The sequence below is a fragment of the Lysobacterales bacterium genome (genome assembly GCA_019634735.1).
Taxonomy (GTDB): domain Bacteria; phylum Pseudomonadota; class Gammaproteobacteria; order Xanthomonadales; family UBA2363; genus Pseudofulvimonas.
Genome location: JAHCAT010000001.1, coordinates 448858 through 467046 on the forward strand (window position 1 = coordinate 448858; position 18189 = coordinate 467046).

Genomic DNA, 18189 nt, shown 5'->3' on the forward strand with positions numbered 1-18189 from the left:
ATCCTTTCCGTCCGGTCGATCAGCGGCGCAGGCCGAGCTTGGCGATCAGCGCCCTGTAGCGCTCGTCGTCCTTGCGCTTGAGGTAGTCGAGCAGGCGGCGGCGCTGGTTGACCAGCTTGAGCAGACCGCGACGGCTGTGGTGGTCCTTCTTGTGGTCCGCGAAGTGCTTGGTGAGGTATTCGATGCGCGCGGACAGCAGGGCGACCTGCACTTCCGGGGAGCCGGTATCGTTGGCGGCACGCTTGTGCTCGTTGACGATGCGGGCGGTATCTTCGACGCTGAGTGTCATTTCCGTGGTCCTGATGTACGAAGCGAACCCCCGCGACCCGGTGACGGGCCGCCCTGTGGATTCGCGATCAATGGTTTGGGTCGAGGCGAAGGCAGCCCGCATTCTAGCGGGTCCGCGCCGGGTGCAACAAGCCTGAAACCTCGGCGTCCGCGCCTTCAGGGGCCCGGGTTGAACACCCGCAGGGAGCGCGCCGTGCCGTCCCCGCCGACTTCCATCAGGGCCAGCAGCTGGTCCGCTCCGGCCAGAACCGCCAGGCGTCCGCTCCCGGCCCCGGGAAATGCGACCGTACGCCCCTGGCGGATCGCCAGCACCTGTTCCGGACCGGCGATCAGGGTCGGCCAGCCGGCCAGTCCGGCAAGCACCGGCAGCAGGGGGGCAGTGCCGGCCAGGACCGCATCGAACTGCACCATCGGCTGCTCGCGGAACGGGTCCACCCAGAGCCGGCGCAGCGCGGTCACGTGGGCGCCGCAACCGAGCGTCTGGCCGATGTCGTGGACCAGGGAGCGGATGTAGGTGCCTGAGCCGCAGACCACGTCCAGCGCCAGGTGATCACCGTCCAGTGCGAGCACAGCGATGTCGTGCACCTGCACCACCCGCTCCGGCACGTCGACGACCTCGCCGCGTCGGGCACGGCGGTACAGGGGGACGCCGCCCTGCTTGAGCGCGGAATAGGCCGGCGGCCGTTGCCGGATGGCACCGGTCAATGCGGCCAGCACCGGTCGCAGGTCGGCGTCGGTGAGCACCGGCACCGGCCCGCCGCCGGTCACGTTGCCGTCGGCATCGTAACTGTCGGTGGTTACGCCGAGCCTGGCCTCGACCCGGTAGGCCTTGTCCCTGCCCAGCAGGTGCCCGGCGATCTTGGTCGCCTCGCCGAGCAGGACCGGCAGCATGCCGGTGGCCAGGGGGTCGAGGGTGCCGGCATGGCCGGCCTTGGCCGCACCCAGGGCGCGCCTGACCTTCTGGAGCGCCGTGTTGGAACTCATCCCGGGCGGCTTGTCGAGCAGCACGATGCCGCCGGCGGCCGTGCCGGCCGGGGGTCGGGTTGCGCCGGCGGTCACGGGCCGGGTACGCGGACGGTGTACGCAACGCCTCCAGGCGGGCGGCACGCCGGCCGACGTGCGTCTGGATGCGCTCTCACGCCCTCAGTCCGGCGCCGTGCCAGCGTCGCCCGGGCTCTCGCCCGGTTCGTCGTCCGCACCGGATTCCGGGTTTCCGTCGGCCGACGCCACGCCGGCCTGGCGCAGCAGGCGGTCGATGCGCTCGCCCTGCTCCACCGAGGTGTCGTAGCGGAAGTGCAGCTCCGGGGTCGTGCGCAGGCGGAGCCGACGGGCCAGCTGCATCCGGAACTCGCGGCCCAGCTCCTTGAGCATGGCCAGCGCCGGGCCGGCACTGTCGTTGTCGAGCACCGTGAAGTACACGGTCGCGTGGCTGAAGTCGCGGGTGACCTCGACGTCGGAGACGCTCAGCTCGGGCAGCACGGAATCGCGCACCGCCTGGTGCACGAGCAGGCCGACCTCGCGGCGCAGCTCGGCGGCGACGCGGTCGGTACGCTTGAAGGGGGTGCGTGCCATGGCTGGACTCCTGTCAGGTGGGGCGGGCGCGGCGTCCGTCCCGCCGGGGTGCGTGCCGCCGGCCGACACTGCGGCCCGGACCGTGGGCCGGCGGCCGGCACGATCCGCTTCGGCATGCAGCGGGCCGGACGGAATGCCGCCCGGCCCGTGGCTCACAGCGTGCGCTTGACCTCGACGCGCTCGAAGCACTCGATCTGGTCGCCGACCTTGACGTCGTAGCCCTTGACGCCGATGCCGCATTCGGTGCCGTTGCGGACTTCCTCGACCGCCTCCTTGAAGCGCCGCAGCGACTCCAGCTCGCCCTCGAACACGACCACGTTGTCGCGCAGGACCCGGATCGGCTTGCTGCGCTTGACCGTGCCCTCGACCACCATGCAGCCGGCGATCTGGCCGAACTTTGAGGAGCGGAACACGTCCCTGACCTCGGCGATGCCCAGGATGTCCTCGCGGATCTCGGTGCCGAGCAGGCCGGTCACCGCCTGCTTCACCTGGTCGATGACGTCGTAGATGATCGAGAAGTAGCGGACGTCGATGCCGGCGTCGCCGACGACCTTTCGGGCCGAGGCGTCGGTGCGGACGTTGAAGCCGATCACCAGCGCCTTGGAGGCGGCCGCCAGCGTGGCATCCGACTCGGTGATGCCGCCGACGCCGGCGCCGATCACGTTGACGCGGACCCGCTCGTTGGTGAGCTGGGTGAGCGACTCCCGCAGCGCCTCCACCGAACCCTGGACATCGGCCTTGATCAGGATGTTCAGCGTCTGCTGCTCGCTGGTCTGGCCCATCTGCGCGACGATGTCCTCCAGCTTGGCCATCTGGCTCTTGGCCAGGCGCGCCTCGCGACGCTTGGCCTGGCGGGTCTGGGCGACCTCCTTGGCCATGCGCTCGTTGGCCACGGCGACCAGTTCGTCGCCGGCATCCGGGCTGCCGGACAGGCCGAGGATCTCGACCGGAATCGAGGGGCCCGCCGACTGCGCCGGCTTGCCGTTCTCATCGAACATGGCGCGAACGCGCCCGTATTCGACGCCGCAGACCACGTAGTCGCCCTTCTCCAGGAGCCCCTGCTGGACCAGCACGGTGGCGACCGCACCCCGACCCTTGTCGAGGCGGGATTCGATGACGATGCCGGAAGCGGCGCCCTCGGGGACGGCGCTCAGCTCCATCACCTCGGCCTGGACCAGGATCGCGTCGAGCAGGTCGTCGATGCCCATGCCGGTCTTCGCGGACACCGGAACGAAGGCGACCTCGCCGCCGAACTCCTCGGCCACGACCTCATGCTGGAGCAGCTCCTGCTTGACCTGGTCGGCATTGGAGTCGGGCTTGTCCATCTTGTTCACCGCGACGATCAGCGGCGTGCCGGCGGCCCGGGCATGCTGCACCGCCTCGACGGTCTGCGGCATGACACCGTCGTCGCCGGCAACCACCAGGATGACGATGTCGGTCAGTCGCGCGCCGCGGGCGCGCATCGAGGTGAACGCGGCATGGCCCGGCGTGTCCAGGAAGGTGATGACGCCCTTCGGCGTCTCGACATGGTAGGCGCCGATGTGCTGTGTGATGCCGCCGGCCTCGCCCGCCGCCACCTTGGCGCGGCGGATGTGGTCGAGCAGCGAGGTCTTGCCATGGTCGACATGGCCCATGATGGTGACGACCGGGGGACGCGTCGCCTGGTCGCCCTGCAGCTCACTGTGGGCGATCAGCTCCATCTCGACGTCGCGCTCCTCGGCGCGGCGCGCACGGTGGCCCAGCTCCTCCACCACCAGGACCGCCGTATCGTGGTCGAGCACCTGGTTGATGGTGGCCATGACACCCATCTTCATGAGCGCCTTGATCAGCTCGCCAGCCTTGACCGCCAGCTTCTGAGCCAGGTCGCCCACGGTGATCGATTCGCCGACCTCGATTTCGCGGACCATCGGCGCGGTCGGACGCGAGAAACCGTGGCGGTCGCCACCGGAACGGCCGAACTCGGCCGGCCGGGCCTTCATGCGCTTCTTGCCCGGCGCGACCCGGCGTTCGTTGCTCAGGTGCAGCTCGCCGCGGATGTAGGGCGGCGCCTTGACGTCCTCGGAGACGTCGGTTTCGGCCATGCGGTGCGAACCGCGCCCCGGCTTGTGCCGGCGTGGCTCCTCGCGGGCCTTCTCCGGGGTCTTGGCCGGGCCGTCCTTGCGGGCCGGGGCCTGGTCGGCGGCCTTGCGCTTGGTGGCGTCGGCCTCCGGCGCAACCGCCCGGGCGGCCTCCTCGGCGGCGGCCAGCGCGGCCTGCTCCTCGGCCTTGCGGCGACCCTCCTCTTCTTCCTTCCGGCGCGTCTCTTCCTCGCGGCGGCGACGGTCGGCCTCGGCCAGCGCGGCGACCTCGGCGGCATTCTGCGCCCTGGATTCCTCCAGCTTGCGGCGCGCCTCCTCGCGCTCGTCCTCGAGCTCGCCGCCCGGCTGGCCGGTCAGCTCGGTGCGCTTCACATAGGTGCGCTTCTGGCGCACCTCGACATTGACCGTGGTGCGGCCGCGGCCCTGCGGGCCAGCGACGGTCAGTTCGGTCACCGTCTTCCGGCGCAGGGTGATCTTCGCCGGGGTCTTGTCCGGATCGGGCAGGGGCTCGCTGCGCTTGCCGTGCTGGGCGCGCAGGAACTCGAGCAGCTTGCGCTTGTCGCTCGGCTTGACCGGCTGGTCGGCATCGCTGTAGGCCATTCCGGCCGCGGCGAGCTGCTCGACGAGAGTGTCGACCGGCGTGCCCACGAGCGCGGCGAGCTGTCGGATGGTTTCGGACATGCTTTGTTTACTCCCGGAACGGTTGGCTGGGCGGCATCAGGTGGCGAGCGGGGATCAGACCCCGTCCTCGAACCAATGCGCCCGTGCGGCCATGATCAGCTCGCCGGCGCGTTCCTCGCCAACGTCCTCAATATCCGCGATCTCGTCGACCGCCGCTTCAGCCAGGTCCTCACGGCTGACGATGCCGCGCGCCGCCAGCGCATAGGCCACGGACTCGTCCATGCCGTCCAGCTCGAGCAGGTCGTCGGCCGGGCGGTGCGCCTCGAGTTCCTCCTCGGCGGCGATCATCTGCGTGAGCAGGGCGTCGCGGGCACGGGAGCGGAGTTCGGCGACGATGTCGGCATCGAACTCCTCCACGGCCAGCAGCTCGCCCTCGGGCACGTAGGCGATCTCCTCGATGGTCGAGAAGCCCTCCTGGACCAGGATGCCGGCGATCTCGGCGTCGACCTCCAGGCGGTCCACGAACAGCAGGCGCGCGGCCTCCTGCTCGGCCTCGGACTTCTCGCGGACCTGCTTCTCGGTCATCACGTTGAGGTGCCAGCCGGCCAACCGGCTGGCCAGGCGGACGTTCTGGCCGCCGCGGCCGATCGCCTGGGACAGCTTGTCCTCGGCGACCGCGATGTCCATGCTGTTCTTTTCCTCGTCGACGATGATCGATAGGACCTCCGCCGGCGCCATCGCGTTGATGACGAACTGGGCCGGGTTGTCGCTCCACAGGATGATGTCGACACGCTCGCCGTTGAGCTCGTTGGACACCGCCTGGACGCGCGAGCCGCGCATGCCGATGCAGGCGCCGATCGGGTCGGTGCGGTTGTCGTGGGCGCGCACGGCGATCTTGGCGCGGTCGCCCGGGTCGCGTGCGCAACCCATGATCTCGACCAGGCCCTGGCTGATCTCGGGAACCTCCAGCCGGAACAGCTCCATCATGAATTCCGGGGCGGTCCTCGAGATGAACAGCTGCGGGCCGCGAGGCTCGGAGCGGACCTCGAAGAGGAATCCGCGGACCCGGTCGCCGACGCGCAGGTTTTCGCGCTGGATCGCCTTCTCCCGCGGAATGAAGCCTTCGGCGTTGCCGCCGAGGTCGATCACGATGTTGCCGCGCTCGACCCGCTTGACGGTTCCGGTCAGCAGTTCCCCGATGCGATCCTTGAAGGCCTCCACCACCAGCGCACGCTCGGCCTCGCGGACCTTCTGCAGGATCACCTGCTTGGCGGCCTGGGCGGCGATTCGGCCGAAGCCGACGTTCTCGACCTGCTCCTCCAGGAAGTCGCCGACCTGGGCGTCGGGCTTCTCGTCGACCGCATCCATCAGGCGCACCTGACGGTCCGGCGACTCCATGACGACGTCGTCCGCGACGACCTCCCAGGTCCGGAAGGTCTCATAGTCGCCGGTATTGCGGTCGATGCTGACGCGCATGGCGACGTCTTCCTCGTAGCGCTTCTTGGCGGCGGAGGCCAGCGCGGCCTCGAGGGCATCGAAGATGACGTCACGTTCGACGCCCTTCTCGTTGGCGACCGCCTCGGCGACCAGCAGCAGTTCCTTGCTCATTGATGCTCTCCAGGGATGGCGCCGCCCGCGCGGTCGCGTCCCGTCTGTCCCAGGATCTTCTCGTAGTCCGGCCGGATGCGGATCTTCGCTGCCTGGCCGAAATCGAACTCGAAACGAACGCCGTCCAGGTCGAGCGCCACACGCTCGCCCTCCGCGTCCAGCAACCGGCCCTGCAGGCGGCGTCGGCCGTCGATCGGCGCGTGCAGGGAAACCTCGAGCGTCTCGCCGACGAAGCGCGCGAGCTGTTCGGACCGGAAGAACGGACGGTCCAGGCCGGGCGAGGACACCTCGAGCGTGTACTGGCCGCGGATCGGGTCCTCGACCTCGAACAGCGCGCTGACCTCGCGGCTGACCGCCTCGCAATCCTCGATCGTCACTTCCCGGTCGGCGTGATCGATGTACAGGCGCACCAGGCTGCTGCGGGCCCGCGGCGCGTACTCCACGCCCCAAAGCAGCAGCCCGAGGTCCTCGACGGCCCCGGCCACCAGTTGGGCGATGTTCTGCGCCTTGTCCATTCTTCTCCAAAGGGTGGATTCCGCCACGCCGATTTTTCCATGGCCCGGAAACGCAGAATGGCCGCAAGCGGCCATCCTGAGCCCGGCTCCGGCGATGCCTGCCGGCGGCCAAGAAAAAAGCCTCGCTGAGGAGGCTTCTTTCGAACCTGGTAGCGGGGGCAGGATTTGAACCTGCGACCTTCGGGTTATGAGCCCGACGAGCTGCCAGACTGCTCCACCCCGCATCAGCGAATCGCCATTCTAATCACCTCGGGCGGGTCGCGCAAGCGCGATTTCCCGGTTCCGCTTCCGAAGCCGGCGACCGCAGCGACCTGCCCGCCACCACGGACCGGGCGCGGCGGCCAGGCATGCGTCCCGCTGCCTCACGGACCGGCTCAGCCAACAGGCGGCCACCCACGCCGGAGTCGACGCTCGGCAGCCGTCTACCGGGCCGTGCTCAGTCGGCAGGCAGGAGGGCCTGCAGACGGTCGGGCAGCGTCAGCCCGGGCCAGCGCCGCTGCCACTCCAGCGCAGCGGCTGCCGCCTCCGCAGGCTGGCCGGCATCAAGCAGGGCCAGGGCCGCCAGGAGTTCCGCATCGGCATCGGCCGCGTCCGGGACCGACGCGGCTTCGGATGCCGTCAGCGCAGAGGCCTGCTCGCTCGTGCCGCGGCGGCGCTGGACCTCCGAAGCCAGAGGTGGAGCTGGCGAAACCGCTGCGGGCAGCGGTGGCGCATCGGCCGCCCGCACAGCCGCTGCGGGCTCCTCCATGCGCAGGTTCGCCGCCCTGTCCGGCGGCTCGGGCGGCGGCCTGGTCGGCGCCGGCGGTGAGGCTGGGACCGGCGGCGCAGCCGGGATCGGGGGCGCAGGTGGGGCCGAGGGTGCGGACGGCGACGCTGCACCGGATGCCCGGTCCGGCAGGGGCGACGGCTCGGCCGGACGCGCGGCGGGGGGCGGGGCGGCGGCAGGATGGTCTGGCCCGGCCGGCTGGCCGATGTCTGCCGGCGCATGGCGTGTCGCAGGCTCGGACTCAGGCACCGGAGCGGTCAGTCTCAGCACGGTACCCACCGCCAGCACGGCGGTCGCCGCAGTCGCCAGAAGCCAGGGCAGGCGGGTGCGCCCGCGACCGGCTGGCCGACCGGCCGATGCCGACCGCTCCATGATGGCGCGGTCGAGCCCGGCGCTCGGGCCACCGCTCGGCCAGTGCCGGCGCAGGGCTGCAGCCAGGCGTGCCTCTTCCGGATCCAGGCCCCGTCCGCTGTTCATGCCAGCGCCTCCCGCAGCTTGTCCATCGCATAGCGCAACCGCGACTTGACCGTTTCCCTGCCGGCTCCGGTTATCTGCGCGATCTCTTCCAGCGGCAGTTCGGCGTCCAGGCGCAGCAGCACGGCAGTTCGCTGCTCGGGCGGCAGCGCGGCGATCGCCCTGCGCAGGCGCCGCCCTTCCTGCAGGGCCTCCAGGGCGGCGGCCGGATCCGCATGCGGCCCGCCGTCGAGCAGGAGCGATCCAGGCAAAGGGCCCTCGTCATCGTCGATCGACACCAGCGGCCGCTGCCGGCGCATCCGGTCGACCGCAAGGTTGTGGGCGATCTGCAGCAACCAGGTCGAGAACCGGGCCTGCGGCCGCCAGCGGCCGATCGCGCCGATGGCCCGGGCCCAGGTTTCCTGGAAACAGTCGTCGGCGGCGTCGCGGCGGCCCAGACAACGGAGCAGGAAGGCGTACAGGCGCCCCTTGTGGCGCGCATACAGGCACCGGAACGCGGCCTGGTCGCCACGCGCCCAGTCGAGCGCGAGCTGTTCGTCGCTGTGGTCGCCGTCGGCCGCCATGGCGCGAGGGTAGCAGCGTGAGGGCCCCGCCGAGCCGGCGGGGGCCGCGGGGGCGAACGATGTCGGCAGGGTCGCTTCGAGGATCACCCCGACTGCAACGCCCCGGCGGACCGTTCGGGGTTGCCGGACGCGCGCCGGTCCAAACGCGCCAGCGCCTTGCCGGTGGCCTCAGGCAAGTGCAGATGCACATCGCGCTGAGGAAACGGAATGCCTATGCCGGCCTCGCCAAGGCCGCGGTGGATGGCCTCGACCAGCTCGCTGCGGATCCGGATGAAGTCGCCGGTGGCGATCCACACGCGCAGTTCGAGGTCGACGCTGCTGTCGGCCAGGCCCTTGGCCAGCACCACCGGCGCCGGTTCGGCCAGCACGCCATCGTGGCTGCCTGCGAGCCCCAGCAGCACCTGCCGCGCCCGGGCGATCTCCTCGCCATAGCCGATGCCGACCGCGATGTCCGCCCGGCGCCGGGTATTGGAGGTGAAGTTGACGATCGGCGCGGCGGTGATCTGGTTGTTGGGCAGGGTCACCAGCCGGTTGTCCGGGGTCCGCAGCTGCGTCTGGAACACCATGACCTGCTCCACCGAACCCTCCTCCCCGGCGATCTTGACGTAGTCCCCGGCACGGAACGGGCGCAAGGTGATCAGCATCATGCCGGCCGCGATGTTCGACAGCGAGCCCTGAAGGGCGAGACCGACGGCCAGCCCGGCTGCGCCCAGAACGGCCAGGAGCGACGTGGTCTGCACGCCCAGGGTGCCGATCGCCGCGATGAGCACCACCAGGACCAGGGCGCCGTAGGCGACATTGCGCAGGAAGCCGGTCAGCATCGGATCGAGCCCGGCGCGATCCAGCGCCTTCTGCGAACCCAGGGCCAGGCGCCTGGCCAGCCAGATGCCGGTCAGCAGGATCAGCAGCGCGCCGCCGAGGCGCATGCCGCCCAGCACCAGAAGTCCCTGCCAGTCGAAGCCGCGCAGCGAGGCCAGCCATCCGTCCATGCTCCTGTCTCCTCTTCGATGTGTGAACCGGACGCCAACGTAGCAAGCCGTGACTGAGCGCGGTGTGAGCCGGCGGCCGGTGCGGCTTGCTATCGTGCGCCATGGCCAAGGTCCGCTACCTGCAACTCGATGTCTTCGCCGCCCGACCGGGCGGTGGCAATCCACTCGGCGTGGTGCTCGATGCCGACGACTGGCCGACCGCCGCGATGCAGCGTTTCGCCGCCTGGACCAACCTCGTGGAGACCACCTTCCTGCTGCCGGCCAGCGCGGCGGAGGCCGATTACCGGCTGCGCATCTTCACGCCGACCCGCGAGATCGCGTTCGCCGGACACCCCACCATCGGCAGCGCCCATGCGGCCCTCGCCAGCGGCCGCGTCCGCGCGCGAGGCGGACGGCTGGTGCAGGAGTGCGGCGCAGGCCTGCTGCCCATCCAGGTCGAGGGCGACGGTGGTGCGCAACGCCTGTTCGTGCAGGCGCCCGCGGCCCAGGTGCTGGGCCAGGGCCTGGACGGCGACCCGCAACTGGCCGCCCTGCTGGGCGATCGCCGTCTTGGCACCCTGCCGCCCGCCTTCGTGGAGGGCGGTCGGCGCTGGTGGCTGGCCGAGCTGGCCAGCGCCGACGAGGTCCGTGGCTGGCACCCGAACCACGCGGCGATCGCCGCCCTGGCCCATGCCAGCGACAGCCTGGGCCTGTGCGTGTTCGCGCGCTGCCAGGGCGGCGACCACGACCTGGTGGTCCGGGCCTTTCCTGCCGGCGTCGGAATCGTCGAGGACCCGGCCTCCGGGGCCGCCAACGGCCTGATCGCCGCCTATATCGCCCGGTTCGAGCCGGACGGCCCGCTGGGTCGGGGCTACGTGGTCAGCCAGGGACGGGAGATCGGCCACGATGCGCGCATCGAGATCCGTATCGACGGTGCCATCGTCTGGGTCGGCGGTCAGACCCAGCTGGTGATCGAAGTCCATGCGGAGTGGCCGATCGGCGCGACCTGAGCGGCCGGTTCTCCATCGACCCGACCGCCTGCCTGCGGTCGCCTCAGGAGGCGCTGGCCTTGAGCCGGTTCCAGAACGTCCGGGCGGCATCCATCCAGGTGCTCTCCCTGGGCGAGTGCCGCGAGGGATTGCCCTCGAAGGTGGCCTCGAATTCACCCAGCAGGCGGCGCTGCTCGGCGTTGAGGTTGACCGGCGTCTCGACCACGACGCGACAGACCAGGTCGCCCGGCGGGCCGCCACGGACCGGCCGGATGCCCTTGCCGCGCAGCCGGAACAGCCGATGCGTCTGCGTCTCGGCGGGCACCTTGACCATCGCCTCGCCATCCAGGGTCGGCACGACCAGCTCGCAGCCGAGGGCGGCCTGCGAGAAGCGGATCGGAACCTCGCAGTACAGATCGGCCCCCTGGCGCTGGAAGATCGCGTGCTCGCGCACCGCCACCTCGACGAACAGGTCGCCAGGCGCCCCGCCGGCCATCGCCTCGCCCTCACCGGCCAGGCGCACGCGGTCGCCGCTGTCGACGCCGGCGGGCAGCTTCACGCGCAGCCGCTTCTCGTCCTCGACATAACCCTGGCCATCGCAGGTCCGGCAGGGATTGGCGACCACCTTGCCCTTGCCGCCGCAGTGCGGACAGGCCTGCTGCATCGAAAAGATGCCGCGCTGCATCCGGACCTGGCCGTGGCCCTGGCAGGTGCCGCAGGTTTCGGTCTTGCCGTCGTCCGAGCCGCTGCCGTCGCAGCGCCGGCAGACCACCTGGCTCGGGAAGCTGATCTCCTTTTCGACGCCGAACGCAGCCTCTTCGAGGTCGAGTTCCACCACGTAGCGCAGGTCGGCGCCGCGGCGCGGACCGCGCCCCCTTGCACCGCCGAAGATATCGCCGAAGATATCGCCGAAGATGTCGCCCAGGTCGCCGTAGCCCGCACCATTGCCCGGCCCGCCACCGCCCTGCCCCGCGGCCGCGTGCCCGAACTGGTCGTAGCGCTGGCGACGGCCGGGATCCGAGAGCGTCTCGAAGGCCTCCTTGGCCTCCTTGAACTGCTCCTCCGCCTTCGGATCGTCGGGATTGCGGTCGGGATGCAGTTTCATGGCCAGGCGCCGGAACGACGCCTTCAGATCAGCCTGGCTGGCGGAGCGGCTGACGCCGAGGACTTCATAGTGGCAGCGCTTGCTCATGGACTGCGTCGACCGGATGCGTGAAAGGAGGGCGGCGCCCGGCGGCGGTCATGGCAGGCCGCGCGGTGGCGCCGCCCGGGACGCGCCCGTCGGCGCGCCCGGGTGGATGCCTGCTCAGGACTTGCCGGACTCGCCGTCCTTGACCTCGGTGAACTCGGCATCCACGACATCGTCGGCAGCGGCCGCCTGCTCGCCGGCGCCGGCCTCCTGGAAGCCGGCCGCAGCCGCCGCATAAAGCGACTGGGCCGCGGTCTCCAGCGTGCCGATGCGCGCTTCGATCTGCGCCTTGTCGTCGCCCTTCATTGCCGTCTCGAGGTCGGCCAGCGCCGACTCGATGGCGGCCATCTGCTCGGGCGGCACCTTGTCGCCGTGCTCCTTGACCGCACCCCGGGTGGCATGCACAAGGGTGTCGGCCTTGTTGCGGGTGGCGACCAGCTCGTGGAAGCGCTGGTCCTCGTCGCGGTGCGCCTCGGCATCCTTGATCATCTGCTCGATCTCGGCCTCGGACAGACCCGAACCGGCCTTGATCTCGATCTTCTGCTCCTTGCCGGTCTTCTTGTCCTTGGCATGGACGTGCAGGATGCCGTTTGCGTCGATGTCGAAGGTGACCTCGACCTGCGGCATGCCGCGCGGCGCAGGCTCGATGCCGGCCAGGTCGAACTTGGCCAGCGACTTGTTGAAGCGGGCCTGCTCGCGCTCGCCCTGCAGGACATGGACGGTGACCGCCGACTGGTTGTCCTCCGCGGTGGAGAACACCTGGGTGCTCTTGGTCGGGATGGTGGTGTTCTTCTCGATCAGCTTGGTGAACACGCCGCCCAGGGTCTCGATGCCCAGGGACAGCGGCGTGACGTCGAGCAGCAGCACGTCCTTGACCTCGCCGGTCAGCACGCCGCCCTGGATCGCCGCGCCCACCGCCACGGCCTCGTCGGGATTGACGTCCTTGCGCGGCTCCTTGCCGAAGAACTGCGCCACCGCCGCCTGCACCTTGGGCATGCGGGTCTGGCCACCGACCAGGATCACCTCCTCGATGTCGGAAACCTTCAGGCCGGCATCGTTGATGGCGGTCCGGCACGGACCCAGGGTCTTCTGGATCAGCTCGTCGACCAGCGACTCCAGCTTGGCACGGGTGACCCGGATGTTCAGGTGCTTGGGTCCGCTGGCATCGGCGGTGATGTAGGGCAGGTTGACGTCGGTCTGCTGGGCGCTGGACAGCTCGATCTTGGCGCGCTCCGCCGCATCCTTGAGGCGCTGGAGGGCCAGCGGATCGGTGCGCAGGTCGATGCCCTGCTCCTTGCGGAACTCGTCAACCAGGTAGTCGATCAGCCGCTTGTCGAAGTCCTCGCCGCCCAGGAAGGTGTCGCCATTGGTGGCGAGCACCTCGAACTGCTTCTCGCCGTCGATCTCGGCGATCTCGATGATCGAGACGTCGAAGGTGCCGCCGCCGAGGTCGTACACGGCGATCTTGCGATCCTTGCCCAGGGTCTTGTCCAGGCCGTAGGCGAGCGCCGCCGCGGTCGGCTCGTTGATGATGCGCTTCACCTCGAGACCGGCGATCTTGCCGGCTTCCTTGGTGGCCTGGCGCTGGGAGTCGTTGAAATAGGCGGGCACCGTGATGACCGCCTCGGTGACCGACTCGCCGAGGAAGTCCTCGGCGGTCTTCTTCATCTTCATCAGCACGTGGGCGGAGATCTGCTGCGGCGCCATGCGGGTGCCGTCGGCCTTGGCCACCCAGGCGTCGCCGTTGTCGTGCTCGACGATGCCGTAGGGCACCAGCTCGATGTCCTTTCGGACCTCGGCGTCGGTGAACTTGCGGCCGATCAGGCGCTTGACCGCAAAAAAGGTGTTCTTGGGGTTGGTGACCGCCTGGCGCTTGGCCGGCTGGCCGACCAGCACCTCGCCGTCCTTGCCAAAGGCGACCACCGAGGGCGTGGTGCGATCGCCCTCGGAGTTCTCGATGACCCGGGACTTGCCGCCCTCCATGATGGCGACGCAGGAGTTCGTGGTGCCCAGGTCGATGCCGATGATCTTGCCCATAAGTCGTGTGCTCCGGAGTCTGCTCGGGCGGCCGGGGTCTGCCGCGTCGAAGGTTCTGATGAACCGCTATCTGGGGCGGTCCCGCCCGGATTCAAGCGTCGCCGGCGCGCGCCACGACCACCAGGGCCGGGCGGAGCGTGCGGTCGTGCAACCGATAGCCCTTCTGCAGCACGTTCAGGACGGTGCCGTCCGCCTGGCCGCCGGCCGCAGGCTGGGTCGAGATCGCCTCGTGCAGGGCGGGATCGAAGGCCTGGCCGGCCGGATCGACCTGGACCACGCCATGCCGCTCCAGGGCTGCCAGCAGCTGGCGACGGGTCAGCTCCATGCCTTCCCGGGCTGGGTCGTCTCCGGCGATCGCCGCCAGCCCCTGTTCCAGGCTGTCGGCCACCGGCAGCAGGTCGGACAGCACGCGCTCGCCGGCATAGCGACGGGCGTTCTCGACCTCGCGGACCACCCGCTTGCGCAGGTTGTCCATCTCGGCGCGCGTCCGCAGCAGCTCCTCCTGGGCGCCGGCCAGTTGCCGCTCGATCAGGCCGAGCTCGCGCTCGGCGGCGTCCAGGCTCTGCTCGGCGCCGTCCTGCGGGTCCTGGTCGGGGCGGAAGGGTTCGTCGTCGGCTCGGTGGGCTGTGCTCATGTCGGCTCCAGTGCGGAAGGCAGGCGGCACCGGGCGGCGGGGTTCCGCCGCCGCCCGGGCACGATGGCCAGCTTCATTGGGCCGCGCCGTCGCGATTCAAGGCGCTGGACAGCAACCGGGCGGTGGCCTCGACCATCGGAATGACCCGCTCGTAGGCCATCCGGGTCGGGCCGATGACGCCGAGGACCCCCAGCACCCGTCCGCCGGCGCCATAAGGAGCGGTCACCACAGAGCACTGGTCGAGCGGACTGAGCCCGGACTCCTCGCCGATGAACAGGCGCACGCCGCGGGCATGGATGCAGCGCTCCATGAGCTGCAGCAGCTCGCGCTTCCGGCTGAACGCCTCGAACAGCTCGCGCAGCCGCTCGATGCTGGCCAGCTCAGGCTGCCCCATCAGGTTGGTCTGGCCGCTGACCACGACGTCGTCGCCCGAGTCGATGGCCAGCGCGGTGCCGGCCATCTCGATGGTCGCCTCCATGGTGGCGTTCATCGCCCGACGCGCCTCCTCCATGTCGCCGACCAGGCGGGCGCGGATCTGCTCGAGGCTCAATCCTGCGTACTGCTGGTTGAGGAAGTTGGCGGCCTGCTCGAGCTCCGCGGCCGAATAGGGCCTGGGCAGGTCGATCACCCGGTTCTGCACGTCGTTGTCGGTGAACACCAGGATCACCAGCACCCGGCGTCCGTCCAGCGGCACGAAATCGATGTGGCGGAAGGCGAACGCGCCACGTCGCGGCACCGTCACCAGCCCCACGAACTGGGTGGCCGCGGACAGCAGGCCGGACACCGAATTCACCAGGTCCTGGGTACCGCCACCGGGGCTCAGCTCGCCACGCAGGCGGGCCAGCTCGGACTCGGCCAGCGGCTTGACCTCCAGCAGGCTGTCGACGAACACCCGGTACCCCTGGGTGGTCGGCACGCGGCCGGCCGAGGTGTGCGGCGCCGCGACCAGGCCGATCTCCTCGAGATCGGCCATGACGTTGCGGATGGTCGCGGCGCTGACATCCAGGCCGGACTGCCGGGCCAGGGTGCGCGATCCGACCGGCTGGCCGTCCCGGATGTACTGCGCGATCAGGGTGCGAAGCAGCCGCCTGGCGCGGGCGTCGAGCAGGTCATCGGGGGGCGATACGGGCATGGCGGGAAAGGCGTCCTGTATGCGCCGAATATGGCGCAGCGCGGCGCGGTTTCCAAGTCGCCCAGCCTGCCCGGCCGGCCGACGCCATGCTAACGTGCGCGGCCATGTTGACCCACCTCAGCGTCCGCGATTTCGCCATCGTCGAGTCCGTGGAGCTCGGTCTCGCCGCGGGGCTGACCGTGGTCACGGGCGAGACCGGCGCCGGCAAGTCCCTGCTCGTCGATGCCCTGCTGCTGCTGTCCGGTGGCCGGGCGGACAGCACCGTCGTCCGGTCGGGGGCCGAGCGCGCCGAGCTCAGCGCAGGCTTCGATCTGTCCGCCTTGCCGGACGTGCGCGACTGGCTGGCGGAAAACGACCTGGACGACGGCGAGGACTGCCTGTTGCGCCGGGTGGTGCGCGTCGCCGGTGCCTCGCGCGCCTGGATCAACGGTCGGCAGGTGACCTTGCAGACCCTTGGCGACCTGGCTGCCCGGCTGGTCGGCATCCACGGCCAGCACGAGCATCAGTCGCTGCTCGCGCGGAGCAGCCAGCTCGACCTGCTGGACCGGCACGGCGGCCACGGCAGCCTGCGCGCGCAGGTGGCCGACGCGGCCGCGCGCTGGCAGGCACTTGCGCGCCGGTGCCGGGCGCTGGAACAGCGCGGCGGCGCCGACCCGGAGCGGCTCGACCTGCTCCGGCACCACCTGGACGAACTCAAGGCCCATGCCCTGACCCGGGAGGCGCTGGCGGCGCTGGAGCAGGAGCACCACCGACTCAGCCATCAGGGCGAAACCCTGGCCGCCTGTGCGGGCGCCCGCGATCTGCTCGACGGCGACGACGAGGGCAGCCTGCTCGCCGGCCTGGCCCGGGCCAGGCAGCTCCTCGACCGGGCCCAGGCGGGCGATCCGGCCCTGGTGGGCGTCCTGCAATCCCTGGCCACGGCACAGCTCGAGCTGGGCGAGGCGGTGCGCAGCCTCGACGCCCACCTCGACGGCGCAGAGACCGACCCGGCCCGTCTGGCCCGGGTCGAGGCCCAGCTGTCCCGGCTCCACGATCTGGCGCGCAAGCATCGCGTGGCGCCCGCGGACCTGACCGGACAGCGCGATCGACTGGCCGCGGAGCTGGAGGACGCGCTCGGCGCCGACCAGCAATTGTCGGAACTCGCCGGTGAGCTGTCCCGGACCCGAGGCGAATGGCTCGCCCTGGCGACCCGGCTCAGCGCCGCCCGCGCCGCCGCTGCCGAGCGTCTTGGCACGGAGGTGACTGCGCTCATGGCCGAACTGGGCATGGCCGGCGGCCGCTTCGAGGTCGCCCTCGAGCCCGCCGCTGCGCAATCCCCGGAGGCGGCCGGTCTGGAGCGCTGCGAATTCATGGTCTGCGCCAACCCCGGGCAGGCGCCCCGCCCCCTGCGCAAGGTCGCCTCCGGCGGCGAACTGTCGAGGATCGCCCTGGCGATCCAGGTGGCCACCCTGGGCGAGGATCCGGTCCCTACCATGGTGTTCGACGAAGTCGACAGCGGTGTCGGCGGTGCGGTCGCCGAAATCCTTGGCCGGAAGCTGCGGCGCCTGGGCGGCCATGCCCAGGTCCTGTGCGTCACCCACCTGCCGCAGGTCGCCGCGCAGGGCCAACACCACCTGAGCGTGCGCAAGCTGGCCAGCGACGGCCAGACCCGCACCCAGGTGTTGCCCTTGGCCGCCGATCACCGCATCGACGAGCTGGCCCGCATGCTGGGCGGTGTGCGGATCACGCCAGAAACCCTGGCCCACGCCCGCCAGATGCTGGCTTCGGCGGCGCCCTGACGCCGCCAGCTGCGCGACGCGGTCAGCGCCCCTTCTTCTTCGGCCGCACGTACAGGACCAGGCTGTGGTCCTCGATGACGTAGCCGTGCTGCTCGGCGACCTCGCGCTGCAGCCGCTCGATCTCCGGGCTGTAGAACTCGATCACCTTGCCGCTGTCCACGCAGACCATGTGGTCGTGGTGCTCGCCGCGATCCATCTCGTAGACCGCCTGCCCCCCCTCGAAGTGGTGCTTGATCACCAGCCCCGCGGCCTCGAACTGGGTCAGCACGCGATAGACCGTGGCCAGGCCGATGTCCTCCGAGGACTCGATCAGCGACCGGTAGATGTCCTCGGCGCTCAGATGCCGGCCCTCGGCGTTCTCAAGGGTCTCCAGAATCCGCAGGCGCGGGTGGGTGACCTTCAGGCCGGCCTTGCGCAGCTCCTGGGATTCCGTTGACACGTGGGCGCCTCGCCTTCTGAAGGCTCTGTCGAGCGGGCGGCCTAGTGTATCATCGGCGCCTGCCCAGTCCTGCCCCTAAACCATGCGCCTGCTGACCTGCCTGATCGTTGCCGCGGCCCTCTCCGGATGCGGCCTGCTCTACAAAGTGGATGTCCCGCAGGGCAACCTGCTGGACCAGCGGGCGATCGCCGACCTCCAGGTCGGCATGAGCAAGCGGCAGGTGTCGCTGCTGCTGGGCACGCCGGCGGTGACCTCGCCCTTCCACCAGTCGCGATGGGACTACGTCTACAGCCTCAGCCGGCGGGGTCGCAAGGCGGAGGTGCGCAACCTGACCCTGCACTTCGATGGCGAGGCCCTGGCCCGCATCGAGGGCGGCATGATGCCCGAACGCACGGTCGAGGAGGAACTGCTGGACGACATCCGCGAGTACCAGCGTTTCGGTCCGCAGGTCGACGACAGCCGCTGAACCGCTGCCGGCGCGGTTTCCGGCGGGCCGTTGCGGCGCCCCGCCGGGTCGGGCCGACCGCTGTGGCCGGGG

At 70.5% G+C, this 18189-nt stretch carries 17 protein-coding genes and 1 tRNA gene; 3 read left to right on the plus strand and 15 right to left on the minus strand.

Annotated elements, in window-relative coordinates; translation table 11 throughout:
- Window positions 1-19: 19 nt before the first annotated feature.
- The 10 genes from rpsO to KF823_01905 all read right to left on the minus strand — a co-directional run bounded on the left by rpsO (window position 20) and on the right by KF823_01905 (window position 9474).
- The gene (gene rpsO / locus KF823_01860) at window positions 20-289 is read right to left on the minus strand and encodes a 30S ribosomal protein S15 (protein ID MBX3724646.1); all 270 of its coding nucleotides are present in this window, start codon (window positions 287-289) and stop codon (window positions 20-22) included.
- 155 nt (window positions 290-444) lie between these two features.
- Window positions 445-1272: a tRNA pseudouridine(55) synthase TruB gene (gene truB, locus KF823_01865; GenBank protein MBX3724647.1), complete on the minus strand. Its 828-nt coding sequence runs from the start codon at window positions 1270-1272 to the stop codon at window positions 445-447.
- Window positions 1273-1431: 159 nt separating this feature from the next.
- A complete protein-coding gene (gene rbfA / locus KF823_01870; protein MBX3724648.1) occupies window positions 1432-1860 on the minus strand; it encodes a 30S ribosome-binding factor RbfA in 429 nt (142 codons plus the stop codon).
- 152 nt (window positions 1861-2012) lie between these two features.
- A complete protein-coding gene (gene infB / locus KF823_01875) occupies window positions 2013-4619 on the minus strand; it encodes a translation initiation factor IF-2 (GenBank protein MBX3724649.1) in 2607 nt (868 codons plus the stop codon).
- Window positions 4620-4673: 54 nt separating this feature from the next.
- Entirely contained in the window at window positions 4674-6167 is a 1494-nt protein-coding gene (gene nusA / locus KF823_01880; protein MBX3724650.1) for a transcription termination/antitermination protein NusA, read from the minus strand.
- Window positions 6164-6682 carry a ribosome maturation factor RimP gene (locus KF823_01885; protein ID MBX3724651.1) on the minus strand — a complete coding sequence of 173 codons (519 nt, stop codon included), beginning with the start codon at window positions 6680-6682 and terminating at the stop codon, window positions 6164-6166. Before KF823_01885 ends, nusA begins: the two co-directional genes overlap by 4 nt.
- Window positions 6683-6829: 147 nt before the next feature.
- Window positions 6830-6906 (minus strand) — tRNA-Met (locus KF823_01890).
- Window positions 6907-7118: 212 nt separating this feature from the next.
- Window positions 7119-7409 carry a hypothetical protein gene (locus KF823_01895; GenBank protein MBX3724652.1) on the minus strand — a complete coding sequence of 97 codons (291 nt, stop codon included), beginning with the start codon at window positions 7407-7409 and terminating at the stop codon, window positions 7119-7121.
- A gap of 512 nt (window positions 7410-7921) precedes the next feature.
- Window positions 7922-8485 (minus strand): RNA polymerase sigma factor, encoded by a 564-nt coding sequence (locus KF823_01900; GenBank protein ID MBX3724653.1) that lies wholly within the window; start codon window positions 8483-8485, stop codon window positions 7922-7924.
- Between the two features lie 83 nt (window positions 8486-8568).
- On the minus strand, window positions 8569-9474 hold the full coding sequence (locus KF823_01905; GenBank protein MBX3724654.1) for a mechanosensitive ion channel: 906 nt from the start codon (window positions 9472-9474) through the stop codon (window positions 8569-8571).
- Between the two features lie 101 nt (window positions 9475-9575).
- Here KF823_01905 and KF823_01910 point away from each other — a divergent pair, with 101 nt between their 5' ends.
- Window positions 9576-10463: a PhzF family phenazine biosynthesis protein gene (locus KF823_01910; protein MBX3724655.1), complete on the plus strand. Its 888-nt coding sequence runs from the start codon at window positions 9576-9578 to the stop codon at window positions 10461-10463.
- A 43-nt stretch (window positions 10464-10506) separates the two neighbouring features.
- Here KF823_01910 and dnaJ read toward each other — a convergent pair whose 3' ends face one another.
- The 4 genes from dnaJ to hrcA all read right to left on the minus strand — a co-directional run bounded on the left by dnaJ (window position 10507) and on the right by hrcA (window position 15434).
- Window positions 10507-11634: a molecular chaperone DnaJ gene (gene dnaJ, locus KF823_01915; protein ID MBX3724656.1), complete on the minus strand. Its 1128-nt coding sequence runs from the start codon at window positions 11632-11634 to the stop codon at window positions 10507-10509.
- A 114-nt stretch (window positions 11635-11748) separates the two neighbouring features.
- Window positions 11749-13668, minus strand: a complete 1920-nt coding sequence (gene dnaK / locus KF823_01920) for a molecular chaperone DnaK (GenBank protein ID MBX3724657.1) — start codon at window positions 13666-13668, stop codon at window positions 11749-11751.
- 91 nt (window positions 13669-13759) lie between these two features.
- Window positions 13760-14302 (minus strand): nucleotide exchange factor GrpE, encoded by a 543-nt coding sequence (locus KF823_01925; protein MBX3724658.1) that lies wholly within the window; start codon window positions 14300-14302, stop codon window positions 13760-13762.
- A gap of 73 nt (window positions 14303-14375) precedes the next feature.
- Entirely contained in the window at window positions 14376-15434 is a 1059-nt protein-coding gene (hrcA, locus tag KF823_01930) for a heat-inducible transcriptional repressor HrcA (GenBank protein MBX3724659.1), read from the minus strand.
- A gap of 104 nt (window positions 15435-15538) precedes the next feature.
- Here hrcA and recN point away from each other — a divergent pair, with 104 nt between their 5' ends.
- Entirely contained in the window at window positions 15539-17212 is a 1674-nt protein-coding gene (recN, locus tag KF823_01935) for a DNA repair protein RecN (protein ID MBX3724660.1), read from the plus strand.
- 22 nt (window positions 17213-17234) lie between these two features.
- Here recN and fur read toward each other — a convergent pair whose 3' ends face one another.
- A complete protein-coding gene (gene fur / locus KF823_01940) occupies window positions 17235-17651 on the minus strand; it encodes a ferric iron uptake transcriptional regulator (protein MBX3724661.1) in 417 nt (138 codons plus the stop codon).
- A gap of 82 nt (window positions 17652-17733) precedes the next feature.
- Between fur and KF823_01945 the strand changes: the two genes are divergently transcribed.
- On the plus strand, window positions 17734-18117 hold the full coding sequence (locus KF823_01945) for an outer membrane protein assembly factor BamE (GenBank protein MBX3724662.1): 384 nt from the start codon (window positions 17734-17736) through the stop codon (window positions 18115-18117).
- Window positions 18118-18189 lie beyond the last annotated feature (72 nt).